Annotated in this window: 18 protein-coding genes; 3 read left to right on the top strand and 15 right to left on the bottom strand. The window is 67.7% G+C overall.

Features of this window, described 5'->3' with window-relative positions; genetic code table 11:
• Window positions 1-5: 5 nt before the first annotated feature.
• The 8 genes from ACOGI8_RS08365 to ACOGI8_RS08330 all read right to left on the bottom strand — a co-directional run bounded on the left by ACOGI8_RS08365 (window position 6) and on the right by ACOGI8_RS08330 (window position 6,326).
• A complete protein-coding gene (locus ACOGI8_RS08365; RefSeq protein WP_419853349.1) occupies window positions 6-422 on the bottom strand; it encodes a PIN domain-containing protein in 417 nt (138 codons plus the stop codon).
• Window positions 419-625 carry a CopG family transcriptional regulator gene (locus ACOGI8_RS08360; RefSeq protein ID WP_419853348.1) on the bottom strand — a complete coding sequence of 69 codons (207 nt, stop codon included), beginning with the start codon at window positions 623-625 and terminating at the stop codon, window positions 419-421. The genes ACOGI8_RS08365 and ACOGI8_RS08360 overlap by 4 nt, the downstream gene beginning before the upstream one ends.
• A 120-nt stretch (window positions 626-745) precedes the next feature.
• The gene (locus ACOGI8_RS08355; RefSeq protein WP_419853347.1) at window positions 746-988 is read right to left on the bottom strand and encodes a hypothetical protein; all 243 of its coding nucleotides are present in this window, start codon (window positions 986-988) and stop codon (window positions 746-748) included.
• A gap of 144 nt (window positions 989-1,132) precedes the next feature.
• A complete protein-coding gene (locus tag ACOGI8_RS08350; protein WP_419853346.1) occupies window positions 1,133-2,680 on the bottom strand; it encodes a putative PEP-binding protein in 1,548 nt (515 codons plus the stop codon).
• Between the two features lie 60 nt (window positions 2,681-2,740).
• Window positions 2,741-3,319: a hypothetical protein gene (locus ACOGI8_RS08345; protein WP_419853345.1), complete on the bottom strand. Its 579-nt coding sequence runs from the start codon at window positions 3,317-3,319 to the stop codon at window positions 2,741-2,743.
• A complete protein-coding gene (locus ACOGI8_RS08340; RefSeq protein WP_419853344.1) occupies window positions 3,316-4,290 on the bottom strand; it encodes a hypothetical protein in 975 nt (324 codons plus the stop codon). Before ACOGI8_RS08340 ends, ACOGI8_RS08345 begins: the two co-directional genes overlap by 4 nt.
• 9 nt (window positions 4,291-4,299) lie before the next feature.
• Window positions 4,300-4,971 carry a PEP-utilizing enzyme gene (locus tag ACOGI8_RS08335; RefSeq protein WP_419853343.1) on the bottom strand — a complete coding sequence of 224 codons (672 nt, stop codon included), beginning with the start codon at window positions 4,969-4,971 and terminating at the stop codon, window positions 4,300-4,302.
• A gap of 5 nt (window positions 4,972-4,976) precedes the next feature.
• Window positions 4,977-6,326: a glycine--tRNA ligase gene (locus ACOGI8_RS08330; protein ID WP_419853342.1), complete on the bottom strand. Its 1,350-nt coding sequence runs from the start codon at window positions 6,324-6,326 to the stop codon at window positions 4,977-4,979.
• A 95-nt stretch (window positions 6,327-6,421) separates the two neighbouring features.
• Between ACOGI8_RS08330 and ACOGI8_RS08325 the strand changes: the two genes are divergently transcribed.
• Window positions 6,422-6,856, top strand: coding sequence for a hypothetical protein (locus tag ACOGI8_RS08325; RefSeq protein ID WP_419853341.1), 435 nt, complete (start codon window positions 6,422-6,424; stop codon window positions 6,854-6,856).
• A gap of 6 nt (window positions 6,857-6,862) precedes the next feature.
• Here the strand turns inward: ACOGI8_RS08325 and recO are convergent, their stop codons facing one another.
• Both recO and uppS read right to left on the bottom strand, forming a co-directional pair.
• Window positions 6,863-7,579 carry a DNA repair protein RecO gene (gene recO / locus ACOGI8_RS08320; RefSeq protein ID WP_419853340.1) on the bottom strand — a complete coding sequence of 239 codons (717 nt, stop codon included), beginning with the start codon at window positions 7,577-7,579 and terminating at the stop codon, window positions 6,863-6,865.
• A 52-nt stretch (window positions 7,580-7,631) separates the two neighbouring features.
• Window positions 7,632-8,354, bottom strand: a complete 723-nt coding sequence (uppS, locus tag ACOGI8_RS08315; protein WP_419853339.1) for a polyprenyl diphosphate synthase — start codon at window positions 8,352-8,354, stop codon at window positions 7,632-7,634.
• Between the two features lie 63 nt (window positions 8,355-8,417).
• Between uppS and ACOGI8_RS08310 the strand changes: the two genes are divergently transcribed.
• Entirely contained in the window at window positions 8,418-10,361 is a 1,944-nt protein-coding gene (locus ACOGI8_RS08310) for an ATP-dependent DNA helicase (protein WP_419853338.1), read from the top strand.
• Between the two features lie 21 nt (window positions 10,362-10,382).
• On the opposite strand, the gene era is transcribed toward ACOGI8_RS08310, so the two are convergent.
• From era to ACOGI8_RS08285, 5 genes are all read right to left on the bottom strand, one after another.
• Window positions 10,383-11,249, bottom strand: coding sequence for a GTPase Era (gene era, locus ACOGI8_RS08305; RefSeq protein WP_419853337.1), 867 nt, complete (start codon window positions 11,247-11,249; stop codon window positions 10,383-10,385).
• 29 nt (window positions 11,250-11,278) lie between these two features.
• Window positions 11,279-12,613, bottom strand: coding sequence for a hemolysin family protein (locus ACOGI8_RS08300; RefSeq protein ID WP_419853336.1), 1,335 nt, complete (start codon window positions 12,611-12,613; stop codon window positions 11,279-11,281).
• The gene (gene ybeY / locus ACOGI8_RS08295) at window positions 12,610-13,110 is read right to left on the bottom strand and encodes an rRNA maturation RNase YbeY (RefSeq protein ID WP_419853335.1); all 501 of its coding nucleotides are present in this window, start codon (window positions 13,108-13,110) and stop codon (window positions 12,610-12,612) included. Before ybeY ends, ACOGI8_RS08300 begins: the two co-directional genes overlap by 4 nt.
• Window positions 13,111-13,114: 4 nt before the next feature.
• Complete coding sequence (locus ACOGI8_RS08290; protein ID WP_419853334.1) at window positions 13,115-14,077, bottom strand: PhoH family protein; 963 nt, start codon at window positions 14,075-14,077, stop codon at window positions 13,115-13,117.
• A gap of 145 nt (window positions 14,078-14,222) precedes the next feature.
• On the bottom strand, window positions 14,223-14,504 hold the full coding sequence (locus tag ACOGI8_RS08285) for a DUF3039 domain-containing protein (RefSeq protein ID WP_419853333.1): 282 nt from the start codon (window positions 14,502-14,504) through the stop codon (window positions 14,223-14,225).
• 126 nt (window positions 14,505-14,630) lie between these two features.
• Here ACOGI8_RS08285 and hemH point away from each other — a divergent pair, with 126 nt between their 5' ends.
• Window positions 14,631-16,934 carry a ferrochelatase gene (hemH, locus tag ACOGI8_RS08280; protein WP_419853332.1) on the top strand — a complete coding sequence of 768 codons (2,304 nt, stop codon included), beginning with the start codon at window positions 14,631-14,633 and terminating at the stop codon, window positions 16,932-16,934.
• The last annotated feature ends 16 nt before the right edge of the window (window positions 16,935-16,950 follow it).

Here is a 16,950-nt window from a genome sequence, read left to right as displayed (position 1 = left end):
AGCGGCTACTGCGGGACGATGTGAAGCGGTTCTCCGCTGAGAGAGCGCAGTGCGCCGAAGTGCCGACGGTCCAGTGTGAGGATCGTGTCGGACCCATAGCGCGCAGCGAGCACTACCAACGAGGCATCTGTGATGCCGATGCCGAGATCCCGGTACCGCGCGATGAGATCCGAAGCCAGCGCTATGTCAGCGGTGGTCATCGCGGCGAGCTCGTACGCGCCCCCGGCCAGTTCGGCCAGCACAGCCAACTCGGCATCCACGCCTTTGCGGGTGGCGACGAGGTAATCGAGCTCCGCGACAACGTAGGGGGAGACAACGATCGGCTCGTCATGGGCCGCTAGCCATGCGCTCACACCGTCATGTTCGGTTCCCGATTCGCTGTAGAACGCGATCAGGGCGCTGGTGTCAGCGACGACAGTCACTCGCCGAAGCCTGCAAGCAGTTCGTCGGCATCGAGCGCCCATGCGCTGTCGCCGGGAATGATGCCTGACCGGGGGGCGGGCCGCGACACCGCGTCGGCGACGGCTTGGCGGATCACCTCGGCTTCGGAGCACGACCGCAGTCGGGCCTCGCGTTCCACGCCTGCCTTGATCTTCTCGGGAAGGTAGACGGTGGTTTTGTGCATGCCATATATGGTACCAGCACCAGCTAATCACGACTCAGCTCTACGATTGCATGTCCGGCGAGGCACTGGCAGCCGTGTTCATTGGAGGACACCGGTTCTGAACGGCCACTGTCAGTCCATTCAACGCTCCTGGCCCACGATGGGCAGGCTCACGAAGATGGGCTGGGCGCCGATCTCTTCGAACGAGAACTCGCCCGACCCGTACTGCGTGATGCCGACTGAGTAGGCGGATTCCCTGTCTTCGTAGATACCGACTACTGCACCGTCGTGCAACAGGGCGATCTTGCCGAAGTGGTCGGCCTCCATCTGCTCGCGATGGAAACGCTGGTAGGCGTCATGATTCGACCGCGCTTGGGAAGGCATCCGCAACTCCGCGTCGGGCACATGCCGACATCCACACCTTGGCACAGCCGTCCCTCGGACACACGACGATTTCTCGGCTTGCTGGCGCACGATCTCTCGCCGCAGTGCGGCGTGCCGTCCGTGGCTTCGCTGTTGGGTCGCCGGCTAGGCAGTCAACAAGGCTTGGGCGGCGGCTAGGCGGGCTATTGGTACGCGGTAGGGCGAACAGGACACGTAGTTGAGGCCGGCTTGCACTGCGAATTCGATGCTGGCTGGGTCGCCGCCGTGCTCGCCGCAGATGCCCGCGCGCAGCTCCGGATTGGCGGCGCGCCCTCGCGCCATCGCGCTGCTGACAAGCTCGCCGACGCCGGTACGGTCGAGCGAGGCGAACGGATCGGCATCCAGCAGCCCGTCGGCGACATAGGGCGCAATGACCTGTGCCGCCGTGTCGTCGCGGCTGAAGCCGAATGTCATCTGGGTGAGGTCGTTGGTGCCGAAGCTCGCGAATTCTGCACCGGTCGCCAGCTCACCCGCGATGAGACAGGCACGCGGCGTCTCGATCATGGTGCCGATCGGCGGCACCCCGCCGCCATCTGCGTTCTCCCACGTCGAGCGCACCGCACGCACGGCGGCCGTCAGCTCACCGGCCGTGGACACCAGCGGCACCATGATCTCGACGCGGGGGTCGCCAGCTGCGGCACGACGGTCGGCCACGGCAGCTGCGAGTGCCTCGACTTGAGCGGCATAGAGCTCGGGGCGCAACAGGCCGAGCCGCACGCCGCGCACGCCGAGCATCGGGTTGTGCTCGTGCCACTGCGCGGCCTCGTCGGGGACTGCACCGGCAAGGAACTCGTGCATGGGCGCATCGAGCAGCCGGACCGTGACGGGCAGTCCGTCCATTGCCGCCAGCAGCTCCTGAAAATCTGCTTGCTGGGCCGCTGCGAGATCGTGGACGTGCTCGTCGTGCCCGCGCAGCACGACGTGCTGCACGATCTCCAACCGGTCGGGCTCCAAGAACATGTGCTCGGTACGGCACAATCCGATGCCCTGCGCCCCGAGCGCCCGCGCCGTCGCAGCATCAGCCGCGGTGTCCGCATTGGCGAGCACGGCGAACCGGCCGGCAGCGACCTGATCCGCCCACTCGAGCACCTCAGCGATCTCCGTCGGCAGCGCCGAACCGGGCCCTGAGCCGACCTCAGCACCGCCGACAGCCGGCGCGGCAATCTCACGATCCCCCAGCGCCACCTCGCCGGTAGAGCCGTCGATCGAGATCGGCGTGCCGTTGTCAATGCGCCGATCCCCGACCGTGAAGCAATCAGCCTCCACCGTGACGTCGCGAGCATCGCACACGGCCGGAATGCCCCAACCCCGGGCCACCACCGCCGCATGGCTCGCCAGCCCACCCCGGGCGGTCAGGATTCCCGCCGACAGACCCATCGCCGCCACGTCGGCCGGGGTGGTCTCGGTAGCAACCAAGATCACCGTGCTGCCCGCCGACGCCAGGTCCAGCGCCGCCTCCGAACCCACCGCCACCAACCCCGACGCCGCCCCCGGCGACGCCGCCAGACCAGTCGTCAGTACCGCCATCTCGGAAGAGCCAGAGGCGGGCTCGAAGGCGGGATGCAACACCTCCACCAGTTCGTCGATGCCGAGATCGGCGACGGCTTGGCGCTGCCGGTTGTTCAGTTCGGACGGCGCACTCGAATCGCTCATCGCAGGGGAGTTATGTAGATGAGTAACCAAGAGAGGAAAGATGCAGGTCAGCGATAGTTTTCAGGCGTTCGGGTAGTCTTCGGCGTTGATCTCGAAAGCCCGTAGAAGGTTGCCTCTGGTCAGGTCGAAGGCGCGCATCACCAACCTGATCACTGTGGTCGAAAGGTAGACAGCGACGAACACGGATGCTGTGAACAGGGCACGTGTTGCCCAGCACTCGGGTATTACGAGTAGTCCGCCTGAGAGCGCCGCGCCGAACAGACTGACGAACGCAGCGAACGACGCGGAGGCCCCCATGTCGTGGAGCAGCACGATGTAGGCGTCGCGGCCGCTGCTAGGTCGCTGCTCGGCGGTAAGGAGTTCTTGGGAGCGTGCGATCCATTGCACGCTCATCTGGAAGAAGAACGCTGCAGTCACACCGTAGAACACTAAAACGCCTGCCGCGAAGTCTGCGGTCCAACGGGGGTTGAGGAAGAACGCCCCAGTAGAGAACATGGCCGGGAATAAAAATCCGGCGAGCACGGTTTTGGCCGGAACCTTGCCTGGCGTATAGAAGTGCAGATCGTCGGCTGCTCGGTTGAGGCCGTAGAAGTGGTGCTGCGCTATCAGCGCTGCTTCACGCAATTGCTGTGGCGTCATTCGTCCCCCTCTGATAGGTGGATGACGTCACGCAGTTCAGCGGTCAGTTTGTTCGCAGCCACGTCCAGGTCCAAGGTGCCCTCTTGGTCTGCATCGGCTCCGGCTCCTAAGGCTACCGTGTCTTCGTAATCGAGATGCAGATACTGCGATATCGGCGTGCGCCCTTCGTCGTCGCCTATGCGGTACATGCGGGTGCGTTTGTCGGGCAGTTCGATCTCGACGTCGGCGTTGTCGAACGGCAGGTCTTCGAAGACGAGCACACGGCTCAAGTCCTCTTGGTTATTGCCGGTTAGATAGTCCGCGAGATCTCGGATCGGCAGATATTTGCCCACGGGCTTGAAGGTCACTTCTATCTTGCCGAGATTGCCCCCGAATCTGCTGTGGGCGTAGTTGCTGCTGAGCAGCGCGGGGTCGTCTTTGGCTTCGACCGATAGCCGCAAGGCTTTGACGTGCCCTTGTGTGATAGCGGTGGTGTAGGCGTTCAGGTCCACGATAGGGGTGAGCCGGAGTATCAGGCCGTGAGCGTCGAAAGCACCTTGGAGCGCTGGTTCCAACGCAGTTCGGTAGCCCCCGTTGCCAGTCACGTGGAAGGCGGCCCTACCGGCAGTGCTGTGTTTCGGGAAATGGAACAGCACCGCCATGAGGGTGCTGTCGACATGTTCCGGCATTTTGTGGAGCAGGGTTTGGTTTCCGTCGCTGATGGTTGAGCTGAGACCTGAACGCCCCCGGTGCAGAAGCCGTCCGATTTCTTCGGGCTGCAGGTCGGGGAGTTCTGCTGCGGCCCGAAGACTGATTGCACCATTGGGGCTCGCGGTGTCGAGCCCGGCGAGACAATCGCGAGTGATCGACCAGGCGGTCTCACTTCCGTATTTGGGTCGCCATAACGGAACGGGGGTCTCTACGTCCGGCTTTCGGTACACCTCGACTTTGAAGAGGTCTGCCTTGTGCACAGTCGACGTTGTTGACGGCATGCCGCGAACCTAGCCGCCGTGTCTGTCAGAAATAGAAAGTCGCGTTGCCCGTGCAGTTCCCGCGTCAGCCGCTGTGTCCGCATTGGCGAGCACGACGAACCGGCCGGCCGCAACCCGATCCGCCCAATCCAGCACCTCGGCGATCTCCGCCGGCAGCACCGAACCCGGCCCCGGGCCAGCCCCTGCCCCGCCGACAGCCGACTCCGCGATCTCACGGTCCCCCAGCATCACCTCGCCGGTGGACCCGTCGATCGAGATCGGCGTGCCGTTGGCGATGCGCCGGTGGTTGATCACAAAGCAGTCAGCCTCCACCGTGATCTCGCGGGCGTCGCACACGGCCGGAATGCCCCAGCCCCGCGCCACCACCGCCGCATGGCTCGCCAACCCGCCCCGGGCAGTCAGAATCCCCGCCGACAGGCCCATCGCGGCCACATCGGCAGGCGTCGTCTCGGTGGCAACCAGGATCACCGTGCTGCCCGCCGACGCCAGGTCCAGCGCCGCCTCCGAGCCCACCGCCACCAGCCCCGATGCCGCTCCTGGCGACGCCGCCAATCCGGTCGTCAGCACTACACCGCCGTCGCCCGCGAACGTCGGGTGCAGAGCCGCGGTCAGCTCCTCGAAGCTGAGTTCGGCCACGGCCTGCTGCTGGCGAGCGCTCAGTCCGATCTCAGCGTCCGCCATGGCGCTCAGAGATCCAAGCGATCAGCCAGATGTTCGACCAGAGCGCCAATGGGCACACGGTCTTGGGCCATGGTGTCGCGGTCGCGCACGGTGACGCAGCGGTCGTCGATGGAGTCGAAGTCAACGGTGACGCACAGCGGCGTGCCGATCTCGTCCTGGCGGCGGTAGCGGCGCCCGATGGCCTGGGTCTCGTCGTAGTCGCACATCCAGTGCGGCTGGCACAGCCCGAGCACCTCGGTTGCCAGTTCGGGAAGCGGCTCCTTGCGTGACAGCGGCAGCACCGCCACCTTGTACGGCGCCAAGCGCGGGTGCAGGCCCAGCACCGTTCGCACTTCGTCGTTGACGTTCTCGGTGCGGTACGCAGCGAGCAGAAATGCCATGAGCGCCCGCGTCGCCCCCGCAGCGGGCTCGATCACGTGCGGCACGTACCGCTCGCCACTGGCCTGATCGAAGTACTCCAGCTTCTGGCCCGAGTGTTCGGCGTGCTGGCTCAGGTCGTAGTCGCCGCGGTTGGCGATGCCCTCGAGCTCGCCCCAGCCCCACGGGAACAGAAACTCGACGTCGCTGGTGCCGCTGGAGTAGTGGCTGAGCTCATCGGCGTCATGGGCGCGCAGGCGAAGCTGACGGGCGGGGATGCCCAGGTCGGCATACCACTGCATCCGCTCGGCCAGCCAGTACTCGTACCACTGCGGCGCCTCGGCGGGCGGCACGAAGAACTCCAGCTCCATCTGCTCGAACTCGCGGGTGCGGAACACGAAGTTCCCCGGCGTGATCTCGTTGCGGAACGACTTGCCCACCTGGGCGATGCCGAACGGCGGCCGCTTGCGGCTCGTCTCCAGGATGTTCTTGAAGTTCACGAACATGCCCTGGGCGGTCTCGGGCCGCAGGTACACCTCGGCGCCCGCGCCCTCCACCGGCCCGGCCTGCGTGCGGAACATGAGGTTAAACGCCCGCGCCTCGGTGAAGGTGCCGCGCCGGCCGCAGTTGGGGCACACGTCGGGGTCGTCGAGCTGGTCTTGGCGGTGGCGGGTCTTGCAGTAGGTGCAGTCCACCAGCGGGTCGGTGAAGTTCTTGAGGTGCCCCGAGGCTTCCCAGATCTGCGGTGGGCCCAGGATGGATGCGTCGAGGCCCACCACGTCACTGCGCATCTGCACCATCGAGCGCCACCAAGCGTCCTTCACGTTGCGCAGGAGCTGCGCCCCGATCGGCCCGTAGTCGTACGCGCTGCGGAAACCGCCGTAGATCTCGGCCGAGCCGAACACGATGCCGCGGCGCTTGCAGAGATTGACGATCTTGTCGAACAGCGCGGGATCAGGGCCCGGCTGTTCGGATTCGGCGCCGGCGGTGTTCGTCACGGGCGGCAAGGGTACTGAGGGCCTGCAGGGGCGCCGGAGCGAATTTCGGCGGGCGGAGCTTCACCGGCCGCCCGTCGCTCATTAGGATCGGTGCTATGCGGTTGCGCGACACCACCGTGGTCTTCCTGTGTGCATTCCTCGGAATGATGGTGCTGTTCTTGCCGCTCCCGGTCTTAAGCGGCCCGTATGAGGACATTCAGGAAGGTCAGGTCCACTGGACCTGCTCGATGCCGCTGCTGAGCCTGGCCCCGCCCGATGTGGATCTTGACGAGGTTCGCAACGCAGTTGACGACGCTATTGCCGAGATGCGTGCCACCGGGCAGGACTATGTGCCGCCTGAGAGCCAGCATCCGCTGTGCGGCGGATTGGCCCGCACGCAGGTCGTGCTGGCGCTGCTGGCGTTCGCCGGGGCGTTCTGGCGAGGCCGCAGGTGGTGGCGCTCGACCGCCGACATACGAGCGGAGAAGCGCTTCAAGCGGCTCCACGAGAGCGTCGAGAACCCCGACAGCCGCCCCCGCCTCTTCCGCTAGGCCAGCTCAGCCGAGCAGGTCGGCGCTTCGGAGGCGCCGGTCCATGTGGTACTCCCACATACGGGTGACGGCCGCCGCGGCCTCATGCGTGTCGGAGGACAGCTCGATGTCGAGCACGGCATTCACCCGCCCGTCGATGATCGAGCGCAGCATCTTGAGCGCTCCGGCAGACAGGGAGCGGCCTCGGCGATGGGTGGCGCAGGTCACACCGCCGCTGGCGGGGTCGAAGGCCACGATCGGCGCACCGTCGCAGCCGCTGCCCACCACGCACCCGTCGAGCATCGGCGCAGTGCCCTCGTGTGCCAGCAGGCGCAGCAGGAACGCGGGCAGCAGCATCTCGGAGTGGGCCTGGTCGAGGCGGCCCAGCGCTCCGACGAGCATCTGGTACGGCACCGGGTCGTCGCCCCGGTCGTGCACCGACTGGTCCACTGCCTCGGCGAGCGTCATGGCTGTGCCCAGCCGGTCGAGATCCGAGCGCAGCGTCGGCCAGCGGTCGAGCGTCACTGCGCCGGTCACGATGTCGAGCTCGCCGCGTCCCCGGTAGAGCTGCAGATCGACATGCCGCAGCGGCTCGACGTGGCCGGCCAGCTTGCTTCGAGTGCGCCTCGCACCCTTCGCCACCGCGCGCACCTTGCCGTGCCCGGAGGTGATGATCGTGATGATCCGATCGGCCTCGCCGAGCTTGGTAGTGCGCAGCACCACCCCCCGATCCCGGTACTGCATCTGCGGAGGCTTCCCCTTCGCTGTGTCGGGTGGGCGTTGCGGGCGTGCGGCCTCAGCGGTTCAGGCCGCCGAAGCGCCGGTCACGGGCTTGGTAGATGCCGATGGCGTCGAAGAGGTCTCCCCGTCGGAAGTCGGGCCAGAGCGTGTCGGTGAACACCAGCTCGCTGTAGGCCATCTGCCACAGCAGGAAGTTCGACAGCCGGTGCTCGCCAGAGGTCCGGATCATGAGGTCGACCTCGGGCATCTCGGCGTCGTAGAGATGCTTGACAAGCGCTGCCTCGTCGATCTCGTCTGCGGGGACACCCGAGCGCACCAGGCCGGCGGCAGCGTCGACGATCTCGGCCCTGCCGCCGTAATTGAACGCCACCGTGAACGTGAGGCCGGTGTTGGCCGCCGTCAGTTCGACGGCCTCGTCGATGCGGGCGCGGACCCGGCGCGGGATACGGGCATCGGGCCGCCCGACAAAGCGGATCCGCACGTTCTGCTCGTGCAGCTCATGGCTGCGCCGCACCAGCAGCGACTCGTTGAAGCCCATGAGGAAGCGCACCTCGGCAGGCGGGCGACGCCAGTTCTCCGTGCTGAACGCGTACACGGTGAGCCACTGCAGGCCGATCTCGGCCGCGCCCTCGACGGTGTCGATCAGGGCCTCCTCGCCGGCCGCATGACCTTCGGTACGCGGCAGCCCGCGCGCCTGGGCCCAGCGTCCGTTGCCGTCCATCACACAGGCCACGTGAGTCGGCAGGCGCGACACATCGATTCCCGCACCTCGGTTCACACTGCGCAGGGTAGAACCCTCACCGCCGCAGATCGTTGCGCCCGCCGTCCAGAATGGAGCCAGATGTCCGACGAGCCATGGGACCTTGCCCCTGCCACCGGCGCCGACGATGCCGCTGCAGTACTCGGCCAGGTGATCGCAGGGCTTCCCGGCGGCGGCGAGCAGCGAGACGGCCAGGCCGAGATGGCAGCCGCAGTGCATGACGCGATGGCCGGCGGTGGAACGCTGCTGTGCCAGGCAGGCACGGGCGTGGGCAAGTCGCTCGCCTACCTCATACCTGCCGCGCTCGCTGCGGCTGGGGGCAAGCGAGTGGTGATCGCCACCGCGACGTTGGCGCTGCAGGACCAGCTCGTCGGCAAGGACCTGCCGCTGGTGGCCGCCGGGATGGCCGAGCGGCTCGGGCGCCCAGTCCGGTGGGAGGTGCTCAAGGGGCGCAACAACTACCTCTGCCGCCATCGATTCGGCGCGTACGCGCAGCAGCAGTTCGACCTAGGTGACGGCCCGGCCACGCCCACCGAGCTGGCCCGGCGGCAGCAGCTGTCCGAGATCCAGCAGTGGGTGCCCCGAACGCGCACCGGCGACCGTTCGGAGCTGGCGGTGGCGCCCGATGCACGCGTGTGGTCGTCGGTGTCGGTGACCAGCACCGAGTGCATCGGCGCCGAGCGCTGCCCCGAGGGCCACCGCTGCTTCGCCGAGGAAGCCCGGGCCCGTTCCGCGCGGGCCGGAATCGTGGTGACCAACCAGCACCTTTACTGCATCGACCTGTTCGGCGACGGCTACCTGTTCGGGCCGCACGATGCCGTCGTGTTCGACGAGGCCCATCAGCTCGAGCCGGTTGTCACCCAGGTGGCCGGACTGGAGATCACACCGGCGGGATTCACACGTCTGGCCACCGAGGCGCGGGCGGTGGGCGCCGCGGGCACAGCTGCGGATGCCGTCGCTGATGTGTCGAACCGACTGGCCGACGAGCTCGGACCGCTGCGCGATACACGCCTGGGAGCGATCACCGGCGACCTGGCCAGCCTGCTCGAAGTCGCCGACAGCAGGGTCGCCCAACTCGCCTCCGAGCTGCGGTCGGGGGCAGACGGCGACGCAGCCGATCTGGAGCGGCTACGCGTCGGGCGGATCGCAGCGGAATCACTCACTGCGCTGCGCGCCGCGCTGGACCCCCCGCAGGGAACGGTCATCCTGGTGGAAGGCCGAGGCCGGCTGCGCTTGGCGCCGCTCGACGTGGGAGACCTGCTCGCGAGCCGGCTGTGGGGCCGCCACGCGTGCGTGCTCACCAGCGCGACGCTCGGCCCGCACTTCGTCGGCCGGCTCGGCGTGCCCACCGCCGACCACACGTATCTCGCAGTGGACAGCCCATTCGACTACCGAGCGAATGCGCTGCTGTACTGCGCCCGGCACCTGCCCGCCCCCACCAGCGATGCGTACCGGGCAGCAGCCATCGACGAGCTGGCAGAGCTCGTCGTCGCAGTCGGCGGGCGCACGCTCGCGCTGTTCACGAGCTGGCGCGCACTCAATGACACCGCTGATGCGCTCGCTGAACATCTCAACGGCATCCGGGTGTTGCGCCAGGGAGGCGAACTGTCGAATGCCGCTCTGCTCGACGCGCTCGGTGACGATCCCGCCACGGTGGTGTGCGGCACGATGAGCTTCTGGCAGGGCGTGGACGTGGCCGGGCCGGCCCTGTCGCTGTTGGCGATTGACCGTCTCCCGTTCACCCGGCCCAACGAGCCGCTCGCGGCAGCCCGGCGCGAGGCCGCGGGCAGCGATGCCTTCATGACTGTCGACGTGCCGAATGCGGCAGACATGCTGGCCCAGGGAGTGGGCCGGCTGATCCGTACCACGGTCGATCGCGGCGTGGTGGCGGTGCTCGACTCGCGGCTCGCCACTGCCGGCTACCGCTCGCGCCTGCTCGATCCGCTGCCGCCCATGCGCCGCAGCATCGATCAAGTCGAAGCAATCGAGTTCCTCAGCTCGATCCGCAACCAGCACCCCGCCTGAGGCGCGAGCAGACCAGGGCCCTCAGTCGAGAGGCTCGGTGGGGGCCTCGGGTGCGAGCATGCGGGCGACTGCATCGGGGGTGCGCTGCCAGTCCGGCTCCACGCGGACCCGCAGCTCCAGATAGACACCGTCGAGGCCCAGCTCGCGGCGTGCCGCCGTGCCCACCTCTCGCAGCATCCGCCCGCCCTTGCCGATCACGATGCCCTTCTGCGAAGGCCGCTCCACGGCAATGTCGCAGCGGATGCGGTCTGGCTCCCATTCGGTGACACGGACCGCGATGCTGTAAGGAAGTTCGTCACCCAGTCGCGCCAGCAACTGCTCCCGCACCGCCTCGGAGATACGCCACGCATCGGGCAGATCCGTGATGCTCTCGGGAGGAAAGTACGCCGGTCCCTCGCTCAGGCCGGCCGCCAAGTGGTTGATCAAGGCATCAGTGCCCTCGCCGCTCACTCCCGACACGGGGAAGTACGCATCGGCGTCGAACTCCGCGGCGGCGGAAAGCTGGTCGAGCACTTGGACCCTCGACGCCCGGTCGCACTTCGTGACCGCGACCACTGTGGAGATGCCCGGCGGCAGCGACTCCCAGATCAAGCGGTCGCCACGGCCGAGCGGTGCTGTGGCGTCGAGCACCATGCAGATCACGTCCAGCGGATCCAGCTCGGTGACGGCGGTACGGGCAGTCTCGTTGAGCTGCTCCCCCAGCGGCGTGACCGGCTTGGCGATGCCGGGCGTGTCGACGAAGACGATCTGCGCGTCGGGCAGGTGCCGCACGCCCATGACACGCAGCCGAGTGGTCTGGGGCTTGGCGGAAGTGATGCTGATCTTGCTGCCCACCAGGCAGTTCAGCAATGTCGACTTGCCTGCATTCGGGCGCCCCACGAGGGTCACAAAGCCTGAGCGCACCGCCCGCTCCGGGCCTACCCGGAACCCGCCGGATCGGCACCCCGCCGGGCGCCGACGAGGTTGATACGCCGGCCTTCGACCTCGAGTGCAGACAGGCACCAGCCATCGAGTTCCGTGGTCTCGCCCGTCTCTGGCACATGGCCCATGCGGTCGAGCACCAAGCCGCCGACCGTGTCCCAGTCGCCCTCGGGCAGTCGAAGCTCCAGCACCTCGGCCAGCCGCGACGCGGGCAGCCGCCCCGAGAACATGAATGCGCCGTCGTCCGCTTCCTGGACGAGCGCCTCGTCCGCGTCGTACTCGTCGGCGATCTCGCCGACGAGCTCCTCGATGATGTCCTCCAGCGTCACGAGGCCTGCCACGCCGCCGTACTCGTCCACGGCGATCGCCAGGTGCGACTTGGACTCCTGCATCTCGCGCATCAGGTCGCTGACCCGTTTCGTCTCCGGCACGAAGGTGGCCGGCCGCAGCACCTGTGCGCACGTCACCACGCCGTCCGAGCTCGGCCGCTCCGTTGGCGTGCCGTGCAGGTAGGCGGCAACGAGATCCTTTGCCAGCACGATTCCCCGAAGGTCATCAACACTGGCGTCGGTCACCGGCAGACGTGTGAAGCCCGAGGCGATGACTTTCTCCAGCGCATCAGCGACGCTGTCGTCGAGGCTCACGGTGATCATGTCGGGGCGAGGCACCATCACCTCACGCACGATGGTGTCGCCGAGCTCCATGATCTGGCCGATCAACTCGGCCTCGCTGTCCTCGATCAGGCTGGCCTGCGCCGCAGCCGATGCCAGTGCTACCAGCTCGTCTTCGGTGACCTCGCCGCTGTCGCCCTGCGTCGCAGCGGGACCCACGGCTCTCGCGGGGAATGCCAGCAGCCGGGCCACCCAAGCGAGCGGTCCGGTGCGGCTCAGCACCCGAGCAACCGGCGCGAGCACCCGCGCCATACGGTCGTTGGCCTCGACCCCCCAGCGCCGGGGCATCGCCTCGGTCACGCCGAACAGCACGACGGCCGTCACGGCAATGGCGGCCACGATGCCCGCCGCTCCCGTTCGGCTCGCGGCAACCCAGGTGACACCGCCCACCAGCGTCACCTGGGCCAGCACGCGCAGCAGCGAGACCGGACCCAGCACCACCTCGCGGTCCTCCACGAGCTGCTCCAGCGAGGCCTTCGGCGAGGCGCTCGGGTGCCCGTTGTCGCGGTCGCCGTTGTGACGCTCTCCGTTGCCGTTGGACTCGTCGAGGCCCGATGCGCGGGCTCGGCCCAGACGCACGAACGTCGCCTCGACCAGTCGCAGGAACATGGCCGCCGCGAGCAGGATTGCCGCCGCGACAATGCCCAGCACCCAGTTCATGAATGGCTCCACAAGCTGTGCAAGTGCTCAGTCTCGCGGGCGCGCATGGCATCGGCTTCGGCGGGCTCCGCGTGATCCATGCCGAGCAAGTGCAGCACGCCGTGCACCACGAGCAAATCGATTTCCGCGGCGACGGTACCGTCGTGGCCCGGGCGAGACCCCTTGCCTGCCTCCGCGTTCACCGCAGCGATGGCTGGGCACACGACGATGTCGCCGGCCAGCTGAACGCCGGTCTCGTCGGGCGCCTGCGGGCCCAGCACCAGATCCAGCGGGAAGGCGAGCACGTCGGTCGGCCCGGCGTGACCCATGTGAGCTTCATTCAGCTCGGCCATCTCGTCGCGGCCCACGAACGTCACGGCGGTTTCGGTGCCCGGCGGCACACCCTCGGCCTCCAGCACCTGCCGCACCAGCACGCGGTAGCGCCGGGCATCGATCTGCACGTCGTTCTGACGATCAGCGATCAGCACGCCGTCATCGCCGGTGCAGCCACCAGCCACTCGTTCACTCGCTGCCGTTGCGTTTCGCGTCACGCCGGTCATACGCCGCCACGATGTCGCCCACGATGCGATGCCGGGTGATGTCCCGCCTGCCGAGGCGCGCAAACGCAAGCCCGGGAATGCCGTCCAGCGCCTGTTCCACGTCGATCAGCCCGCTCTTGCCGCCGGGCACGTCGATCTGCGTGCGGTCGCCGGTCACCACCACCTTGGAGCCGAAGCCGATGCGGGTCAGGAACATCTTCATCTGCTCGGGTGTGGTGTTCTGCGCCTCGTCGAGGATGATGAAGCTGTCGTTGAGCGTGCGGCCGCGCATGAATGCCAACGGCGCTACGTCGATCGTCTTGCGCTCGAGCAGCTTGGCAGCGGTCTCCACATCGAGCATGTCGTACAGCGAGTCATACAAAGGGGCCAGATACGGGTCGATCTTGGCCATCAGATCCCCTGGCAGGAAGCCCAGCCGTTCGCCCGCTTCCACTGCCGGACGGGTGAGCACGATGCGCCGCACGGCCTTCGACATCAGCGCATCGACGGCAAGCGCCACCGCAAGCCACGTCTTGCCGGTGCCGGCCGGCCCGACAGCAAACGTCACAATGTTGGAGCGGATCATCTCCACGTAGCGCTTCTGGCCGGCGCTCTTGGCCCGCACCACCCTGCCGTTGGGCGCGCGCACGATCGGGGCGGACAGCACGTCGCTCGGGCTCTCGTCGGCCTCGACCATGTCAATGACGCGGTCGAGCATCTCGGGCTCGATGCGCTGGCCGGCCTCGAGCACGTGCACCATCTCCTCGAAGACCTGCCCGACGAGCGCTGCGCTGGGCCCGGCCACGGTGATCTCGTTGCCGCGCACGTGGATGTCGGCATCTGCAAAGTGGTCTGCCACCAACCGCAAGTGCTCGTCGCGCTGTCCCAGCACCCCGACCATGAGGTGATTGCCCGGCACGTGTATCCGGACCTGTGTGTCGGTCACTGGGCTCCGGCGCAGTAAGTCGTCAGCACAGCGCTCATGAGTCGACGGCGCGCAGACGGCAACCAGACTTGCCGACGGTTGGTTCGGTCACGATGGTCGCAAGGCTAGTCGCGTCCCGCGATCTGCCATTGTCCAATTTCTTGCGTCACGAACGCAGGCCGGCGTAGATCTCCTTGCAGGCGGGGCACACCGGGTAGCGCTCGCCGTCTCGCGTCGGCACCCACTTCTTGCCGCACAGCGCCACGACCGCTTCGCCGCTGACGGCCGAGCGGGTCAGCGCCGTCTTGTTCACGTAGTGAGAGAAGCGGTCGTGATCGCCCTCGGTCGTGCGGGTGTCGGGACGCTCGATGACATCGGGACTGCCCGCGGCAGAACCGCTGGCGACTGGACTGCTGCTGGCGCCGTGGCTGAGGGTCTGGGCGGTCATCTCGCTGGTCCCCTCCGAATCTGAATCGGCTCCTGCCGGTGCAACGGTACGGCAGTAGTGTGCCCGTTCGCGCCGCTGGTGAGTCGACAGCGGCGGCGCTGACTGCACAGCACCGGGCGTACGACCTTGAGCACAACCGCCGACGAGGGCGTCACCGCCCGGAGCCTCCAGCTGGACTCGGCTGCGGGATGGGCGGTCGCGCTGTCGGCCTCGCTCGCCACCTTCGCAGTCTTCGGTGTGGCCTACAGCTTCGGAGTCGTCCTCGACTCCATCCGCGACGAGTTCGGCATCGGCACCGGCCTGGCCTCGCTGCTCTTCGCGATCCCGACGTTCCTCTATTTCGTGCTCGGTGTGTTCACCGGTCGCCTCGGCGATCGCTACGGACCCAGACGTGTGCTCTTCGCCGGTGCCGTCGCCCTCGGAGCCGGTCTCTGGGCGACCAGCCTGGCCCAGAGCCTGTGGGTGGCGATGACCTCCTACGTGCTGGGCGTGGGGATCAGCGTGGCGTGCGCGTACGTCCCGATGGTCTCGGTGGTCGGCGGCTGGTTCGAGCGTCACCGCACAGCGGCGCTGGGTGTCGCCGTGGCCGGAATCGGACTGGGTCAGTTCGCCGGCGCCTGGGGGGCCGAACGGCTCATCGACGTCTACGGCTGGCGGGACACCTACCAAGTGCTGGCTGTCGCATCGACGGGATTGCTCATGCTGGCAGCGATCGCCGCCCGGCGGCCGCCTCATGTGGCGCCCCCGAGCGAGATGCCGTCGCTGCTCAGGCTCATGCACAACCGGCGCTACACGCTGCTCTATTTCTCGATGATGCTCCTGAGTGCCAGCCTGTTCGTGCCGATCATCTACATCAAGGACTACCTCGACGACCTCGGCAAGCCGGGCGGTCAGTGGCTGATCAGCATCATCGGCCTCGCATCACTGCTCGGACGGTTGGTGCTGGGAGCACTCGGGACTGTGCTGCCGCTCATGCGGCTGTACCAGCTCGCCTTCACGATCATGGGGCTGAGCTACCTGATCTGGCTCTTTGCCGGCGACAACTACACGGTGCTCGTGATCTACGCGCTGGTGATGGGCTGCAGCTACGGCGGGTTCATCGCACTGTCGCCAGCGGTTGCGGCAGAGCTCTTCGGGCTCGCCGGCCTCGGCGGCGTTTTGGGCGCGCTGTACACCGCTGCAGGCATCGGCGGGCTCGCCGGGCCACCGCTGGCCGGCTTGCTGATCGACGGCGCCGGCTACCGCGTGACCATCGTGGCGGCGATGATCGTTGCGCTCACATCGGTGCCGTTGCTGGTCGCTTCCGGTCGCGCCCGCATTGTTCCCCTCGCCACGGTCGGCGCCAGTGACGCCGCTGGGCTCGGGCAGCGCAGGCCGGTCACCGTGCAGTCGTTCCGGGCAGCGCCGGCGGAAGCCGCCATCGGGTCCTCGTCGGTCGATTCCGTGCTGCTGCTGTCGTTCGGGGGGCCTGAGGGTCCTGACGACGTGATGCCGTTCCTGCAGAACGTCACCCGGGGACGCGACGTGCCCGCCGAGCGACTCGCTCAGGTCTCCCAGCAGTATCTGCGTCATGGCGGCGTGAGCCCGATCAACGAGCAGAACCGCGCGTTGCTGGCGGCTCTGTCGGGCGAGCTGGCTCGCCGCAGCAGGCCATTGGCGTGCTATTGGGGCAATCGCAACTGGCACCCGTACCTGCGTGACACCGTCGGCCAGATGGCCGGCGAAGGCCGCCGCCACGCGGCGGTGATCGTGACCTCCGCATTCAGCTCGTATTCGGGCTGCCGCCAGTACCACGAAGACCTTGCACGAGCTGCCGACGAGCTGCCCGGAGCACCACGCCTGTCGCGGGTGCGCGTCTATGGCAATCACCCCGGATTCGCAGGCGCCATGGCCGAACGCATCCGTGAGGCACTCGACGGCGCTCGCCTGCGCAGCGATGTGCACACCCTGTTCACCGCGCACAGCATTCCGAGCCGGATGGCTGCATCGTGCAACTACGAGGCGCAGCTCCGCGATGCCGCCGAGACAGTCGCCGGCATGGCGGGCCTGACCGGTGACATCGAGGTGGTGTACCAGTCGCGCAGCGGCCCGCCGCACGTCCCGTGGCTGGAACCCGACGTCAGCGACCGTCTCGCCCAGCTCGGTTCGGCAGGCTGCCGTACCGCCCTCGTCGTGCCGCTCGGTTTCGTCTCCGACCACATGGAAGTGCTCGTCGATCTCGACACCACAGCACGCGCCACGGCCGCTCGCGCCGGCATCACCATGGTGCGAGCCCGGTCGGTCGGTACGCATCAGCTGTTCGTGGAGGCACTGGCGGATCTCGTGGAGGAGACGGCAGGCCTGCGCGCCGACCGGCCCGCGGTCGGACATCTCGGGCCACACCCGGACAGCTGCGCTCCGGGGTGCTGCCCGATCGAGCGAGGCGCCTGACGGCCTCGCGGCTCAG

Origin of the sequence: Candidatus Poriferisodalis sp., assembly GCF_965204195.1 — a bacterium.
Lineage (GTDB): Bacteria > Actinomycetota > Acidimicrobiia > Acidimicrobiales > Poriferisodalaceae > Poriferisodalis.
The sequence above is the reverse complement of the archived record's forward strand: the minus strand, read 5'-3'. Positions and strand labels throughout refer to the sequence as shown.